Origin of the sequence: Nocardia sp. NPDC057455 (genome assembly GCF_042802775.1) — a bacterium.
Lineage (GTDB): Bacteria > Actinomycetota > Actinomycetes > Mycobacteriales > Mycobacteriaceae > Nocardia.
The window spans coordinates 1-5,970 of record NZ_JBHVDM010000167.1; the positions used below are offsets into that span (position 1 = coordinate 1).

Sequence of the window (5,970 nt, forward strand, 5' to 3'; positions counted from 1 at the left end):
GTCCGGCGGTGCGCGTGATGAGGGCGCGCATCGCCGGACGGCCCTGGCAATCGTCGGGTTGACGTGACTCTCCGTAGGTGTAACTATGGGATACAGTTAAACGATTCCATCGAGGAGAGGGCAGTGACGACGATGTCTGCAGCCGTGACACCCGCAGTCGATCCCGATCTGGAGAAGGCGCAGGAGTACGCCGCGAAGCTGCTGCTGCTGTCCGAGGGATCGGTCAACAAGCACTTCGACCCCTTCGAGGACATCGACTGGGACAATCCCGACTTCGCCGCCGATGCCGGTGAACAGCGCTGGATCCTGCCCGCGTCGGCCGATACCGTGGCCCGCCACCCCTGGTACCAGGCGCTGTCGGAGGAGCGGAAGATCGCGGTCGGCAAGTACCGGCAGGCGAATATCGCGAAGGTCGGTTTGCAGTTCGAGTCGATCCTGATCAGTGGCATGGTCATCCACAACTTCGGCCTGCCGAACGGTTCGCCGGAGTTCCGGTACTGCTCCCACGAGATGATCGAGGAGCACAACCACACCCTGATGTTCCAGGAGATGGTCAATCGGATCGGGCTGGACGTGCCCGGCATGGGGCCGCTGGTCAGCAAGTTCAAGTACCTGGGCGCGCCAGTGGCGGCCTGGTTCCCGAACCTGTTCTTCATGGCCGTGCTGGCCGGTGAGGAGCCGATCGACCACATTCAGAAGCAGATCCTGCGCTCGGGTGAAGACGTGCACCCGATCATGCGCGGTGTGATGGCCATCCACGTCGCGGAGGAGGCACGGCACATCTCCTTCGCGCACGAGTTCCTGAAGAACCACGTGCCGGAGGCGAAGCCCGCGCAGAAGTTCATTCTCTCGTTGGCCATGCCGCTGGTCATGTGGATCCTCGGCCGCGCGATCGTCACTCCGCCGCGGTCGTTCTTCACCGAGTTCGGTATCCCGGACGAGGTCCGCAAAGAGCTGTTCTTCGGCTCGAAGGACGCCAAGCGGGTCTTCAGCGACTACTTCTGCGACGTGCGCACCCTCGCCAAGGACATCGGGCTGATGAACCCGGTCGCCAAGGCGTTCTGGAAGGCGCTCGGGATCGACGGTCCCAGCACGCGATACCGGTCGGAGCCGCTGCGCGCCGTGAACAAGGTCGCTTGAGCCGGTATGCCGTACGTCGTCACCCAATCCTGCTGCAGCGACGCGTCCTGCGTATATGCCTGTCCGGTCAACTGCATCCATCCCACGCCCGACGAACCGGACTTCCGGACGGCGGAGATGTTGTACGTCGACCCGAAGGCATGCGTGGACTGCGGCGCCTGCGCGACCGCGTGCCCGGTCGACGCCATCGTGTCGGCGAAGAAGCTGACCGCTGAGCAGAAGCCGTTCATAGAGATCAACGCCGATTTCTACCGGCAGAGCCGGCCGCGCCCCCTGCTGGCGCGACCGGTGCCCGCGGCGCGGATCCACACCGAGCGCACGCCGTTGCGGGTGGCGATCGTGGGATCGGGGCCCTCGGCGATGTACGCCGCGGACGAACTGCTGACCCAGCCCGACGTCTCGGTGACGGTGTTCGATCGACTACCGGTGCCCTACGGCCTGGCCAGGCACGGCGTCGCGCCGGATCACGACAAGACCCGCAAGGTCGGCGAGCTGTTCGATGTCATCTCCGCGCAGCCGGGGTTCGGTTCGTACCTGAACGTGGAAGTCGGCGCGCACATTTCGCATGCCGAACTGCTCGACCACTTCCATGCCGTGATCTACGCGGTCGGCGCGTCGTCGGATCGCAAGCTCGGCATCCCGGGTGAGGGCCTGGCGGGTACGGTCTCGGCCACCGATTTCGTGGCCTGGTACAACGGTCATCCCGACTACGCCGACCATGTCTTCGACCTGACGGCCCGGCGCGCCGTGATCGTCGGCAACGGCAATGTCGCGCTCGACGTCGCGCGCGTGCTGACCAGTGACCCCGCGACGCTGGCGGACACCGATATCGCGCCGTACGCGTTGCGGGCGTTGCGCGAGAGCAAGATCGAGGAAGTGGTCGTGCTCGGTCGGCGCGGTCCCCTCGAATCCGCTTTCACCGTGCCGGAATTCGTCGGCTTGCTGGGAAGCGATGTGAACATCGTGGTCGAGGGTGAGCTGCCCGAACTCGGCGCGGAACTGCCCTTCCACGTCGAGCAGAAGCTGCGGCTGCTGCACAGCGTGCGCACCCGGCCGGTGGGGGAGCGCAAGCGCATCGTGTTCCGTTACCTTGCCGCGCCCACCGAGATCCACGGGACCGATCGGGTCACCGGACTCGAGGTCGGACGCACCGAGCTCGTCACCGATCCGGAGGGCCGCGTCCGCGCCGTGGCGACCGGGCAGACCGATCGGCTCGACGCGGGCCTGGTGCTCACCTCGGTCGGCTACCGCGGTGTCGCGCTGCCGGGCCTGCCGTTCGACGAGCAGGCCGCGGTGATCCCGAATCAGGAGGGCCGGGTGCTGGAACGCCCGGACGGCGCCGTCGTCACCGGCACCTATGTGACCGGCTGGATCAAGCGCGGCCCCACCGGCTTCATCGGTACCAACAAGTCCTGTGCACAGGAGACGGTGCGGCAGCTGGCCACGGACTTCAACGCGGGCCGTCTGCCCGATCCCGCCGGCACCGCCGTGGAATTCGATCGGCTGGTGCGGCTGCGCCAGCCGGCGGTGCGTGCCGCGGGAGCGGTGGAAGCCCGGCCCGGCCGAGTGCGCCGCTTGCTGGCTCGCGCCTGACGAACCCCGCCTCGGGATACCCGGTCGCGCCGGTATCTCGAGGCGGTCCCCACGTCCGCGGGTCAGCGTGCGGTGAAGCCACCATCGATGGCCAGCGCGGCGCCGGTGACGAAACTCGCTTCGCCGCTGAGCAAGTAGGCGCAGAACGAGGCGATCTCCTGCGGCGTCGCGATACGGCCCATCGGGTGCAGCGCCGCGATGGCAGCCGAGCCTTCGGGCGTCGCGCCCATGGAATTCCGGAACGCCGGGGTGTCGACCGCGCCCGACACCAGCGCGTTCACCCGCACCCCCTGCTCGGCGGCCTCGAGCGCCACCGCCCTGGTCAAGCCGACCACCCCGTGTTTGGCGGCCACGTACGGCGCCACCGAACCCATGCCGACCACTCCGAGATTCGACGCGTTGTTCAGGATCGCGCCGCCGCCGGAGGCCGCCAGCGCGGGCACCTGATGCCGCAGGCCGTAGAACACGCTGCTGAGATTGAGTTCCAGATCGGCGCGCCAGCCCGCCGCATCGATCTCCGCGACCGGGCCGAAGGCGCACACCGCGCCCGCGTTGTTGAATGCCGCGTCCAAGCGACCGAATTCGGACATCGCGGCGTCGGTCAGCCGGGCCACGTCCTGCTCCACCGTGACATCGGTCGGCACGAACAGCGCGCGGCCACCTGCCGCGCGGATGTCGGCGGCTACCTGATCACCCGCGTCCTTGCCCCGTGCGCCGAGCACGACCGCGCCGCCTTCGCTCGCGACCCGCAGCGCCACCGCCTTGCCCACGCCCGAGGTCGCGCCGGTGATCAATACGACCTGCTCCGCGAACCGTGTTGCCATCGTTCGATTTCCTCTCCACTCTCGCGATCTCACCTGTGTGATGGGACCCGCTGTCGAGTCAAGCCGGGCCCGAACCACGACGCTGGCGAGTATCGGACATCTAGTTGATGTGTCATTGGAATGTTGCGCCGGGCGATCGGCGGAAAGCCGCAGTGATGGCAAGTATTCGGTTACCGACCGCTCGGTGCCTGTCCCTCGGTGTGGTTTTCGCGTGGTAAACCGGCGTTCGGTCGGGTCGACACCGGCATATCGAGATCGCTGAGCGATAGCGGAATCATCGAGAGCGCAGAAGGATTCACGGTGTCTAGTGGACTGAATGCTTGCGTTGACTCGTATCTACCTGGCATTTCGGACGATTATTGCGGTGGGTAGAACATTCCGTATCAATTGCGCATCCACGTGAGCACGAAACAGCTAACCTGTAGTGGCTGTTTGGAAGACGACCGCGGCCACAGGGGAACGCCATGTGATGGACGTGGTCACGGTGCGTTGACGGGATAGCGAATGACTACAGGTCTGGGTTTCAGCATTGGCGCAGTGAACTCCGTGACGGCTTCGGTCAGCGCGGATCGACCACGGCCGGCGGTGCGGTCTCGGCGCACCGCGGTGACCTTCGACAGCGCGGGCGGACTGCGCCTGGGTGGGATCCGGCAATTCGGCATGGCGGTCTCGGATTTCGCCGATCTCGGCCGTGATCCGGAAGCGGTGATCGTCGGGGGCCGCATCTGGTCGCCCGCCAATCTCGTCGCCGCGGTGGTCGGCGAACTCCGGTCGCTCGAGCCGGGAGCGCTCGAGGCGGGCGTCGTGACCACCTATCCCGCGGTGTATTCCGACAAACAGGTCGCGTTGCTGCGCCAGGCGCTGGACCTATCCGGGGCGGGCGACGTGCTTCTGGTACCCGAACCCGTCGCGGCCGCGGAATGGCTCGAGCACGAGCACGGCCCGCTGGAAACCAGCTTCGTCTTGATCTACGACCTCGGTGGCACCAGCCTCGACGTGAGTATCGTGCGCGTCGGTCCGGACTGGGACAACCATCCGATGATCGGTAAACCGATGCGCTCCTACGACTTCGGCGGCAGGCCGCTGGGGTCGATGATCGCGCGCTACGCACCGGACGTGGCGTCCGGATCCGCGAGACCGTCGATGACCTCCATCGTCGACATCGACGGGTTGCGCGCGGCACACGTGCAGGACTCGCTCCAAGTGGTCCGTGACTGCGTGCGGGAAGCGGGCGTCAGCCTGTCCGCTATCGGCCGGGTCCTGCTGGTGGGCGGCGCGTCGCGGCCCGCGGAAGTGGCGCGGACGCTCGCCGAACTCGGCCGTCCCGTGGTGATCTCGGCGGATCCCGGCCAGACGATCGCCGCGGGCGCCGCCCTCATGGCGGCGCGCACGATGGCGCTCGGCGCATCGGACGGCCGGTCCACCGCCCCGCGGGTGGCGGTGTTCTCCAGTGCCGCGGTGGTCTCGGCGGTCGCGATGTCGGCGGTCACGGTCTTCGGCGGCCCGACTGTTCCCGAGCTGTCGCCGCTGCTCGAGCGCCTGCCGGAACTCGGCGTGCCGACCGACAGTCTGCTGGTCGACGTCGGAAACGAGCAACTCGCCGGCGCCTGGTCGGTAGTGTCCACGCCCACCACCTGGAACTCCGGCCGGGCGCTGCTCGCGCAGCGGAGTTCCGCCTACACCCGATTCATCACACCGGCTCCACGCGGCGCCGGTTATGGACCTTCCGTGGCGGAGTCGCGGCCCGGCTCGCATCGTGACCCGCGAAACTGCTGTGCCCCAGACGGATTGCGCTACCGGGGACACGGCGATCCCGCCTACTTCGTCAATCCGCTGCCGTTCGCCCCGGTCGTCCATCCCGGGGGCATCGCGCAGCCGCCCGTCCCCGGGCAGCCTTCGACCCCTGGACAGCCCGGTCTGCCACTGCCGGGGCAGGTCCCCGGCCAACAGCCCGCGCCGGGTCAGGCGCCCGGAACCGGGACGCCTCCGGGCTCGACTGGTCCGGGGGCACAGCACGGTTCGACGCCTGCGGAGCCCGGTGCGGCGTCCGGCGGGAGCACGCCGGGCAGTCCGTCGACCGGGACGTCCGACGCATCAGGCGCCGGTACGGGCTCGGACGAGCACGGTGGTTCCGGAACGAATTCGTCCTCCTCCGGAGCCGCGTCCACCGGGGGCTCCTCCTCCGGTGCTGGGGGGAGTACATCCTCCGGCGGAACGCACTCGGGTGGGACCGCCTCGAGCGGTGGTTCGACGAGCGACTCCTCCGCGAACGGATCGGCCGGCGACTCGCCGGGTGGGTCGTCCGGCAACTCGTCGACGCACGGTTCATCCGCGGCCGGGAATTCGTCATCGGACAGCTCGTCGTCTGGTGGGTCGGTGGGGAATTCGTCGGCGCACGGTTCGTCGTCTGGTG

At 67.9% G+C, this 5,970-nt stretch carries 4 protein-coding genes; 3 read left to right on the plus strand and 1 reads right to left on the minus strand.

Going from position 1 to position 5,970, the window contains the following annotated elements:
* Nucleotides 1-123: 123 nt before the first annotated feature.
* Nucleotides 124-1,140, plus strand: a complete 1,017-nt coding sequence (locus tag ACFU5M_RS33835; protein WP_379055588.1) for a diiron oxygenase — start codon at nucleotides 124-126, stop codon at nucleotides 1,138-1,140.
* Between the two features lie 6 nt (nucleotides 1,141-1,146).
* A complete protein-coding gene (locus tag ACFU5M_RS33840; RefSeq protein ID WP_379055590.1) occupies nucleotides 1,147-2,733 on the plus strand; it encodes an FAD-dependent oxidoreductase in 1,587 nt (528 codons plus the stop codon).
* A 62-nt stretch (nucleotides 2,734-2,795) separates the two neighbouring features.
* On the opposite strand, the gene ACFU5M_RS33845 is transcribed toward ACFU5M_RS33840, so the two are convergent.
* Complete coding sequence (locus ACFU5M_RS33845) at nucleotides 2,796-3,557, minus strand: SDR family NAD(P)-dependent oxidoreductase (RefSeq protein ID WP_379055592.1); 762 nt, start codon at nucleotides 3,555-3,557, stop codon at nucleotides 2,796-2,798.
* A gap of 537 nt (nucleotides 3,558-4,094) precedes the next feature.
* Between ACFU5M_RS33845 and ACFU5M_RS33850 the strand changes: the two genes are divergently transcribed.
* Nucleotides 4,095-5,970: Hsp70 family protein (locus tag ACFU5M_RS33850; protein ID WP_379055594.1), on the plus strand; the 1,876-nt coding region annotated here is incomplete at its 3' end.

Coding starts and splice junctions, on each gene's coding strand:
- ACFU5M_RS33840 (WP_379055590.1), top strand. CDS start 1,147: ATGCCGTACGTCGTCACCCAATCCTGCTGCAGCGACGCGTCCTGCGTA.
- ACFU5M_RS33845 (WP_379055592.1), bottom strand. CDS start 3,557: ATGGCAACACGGTTCGCGGAGCAGGTCGTATTGATCACCGGCGCGACC.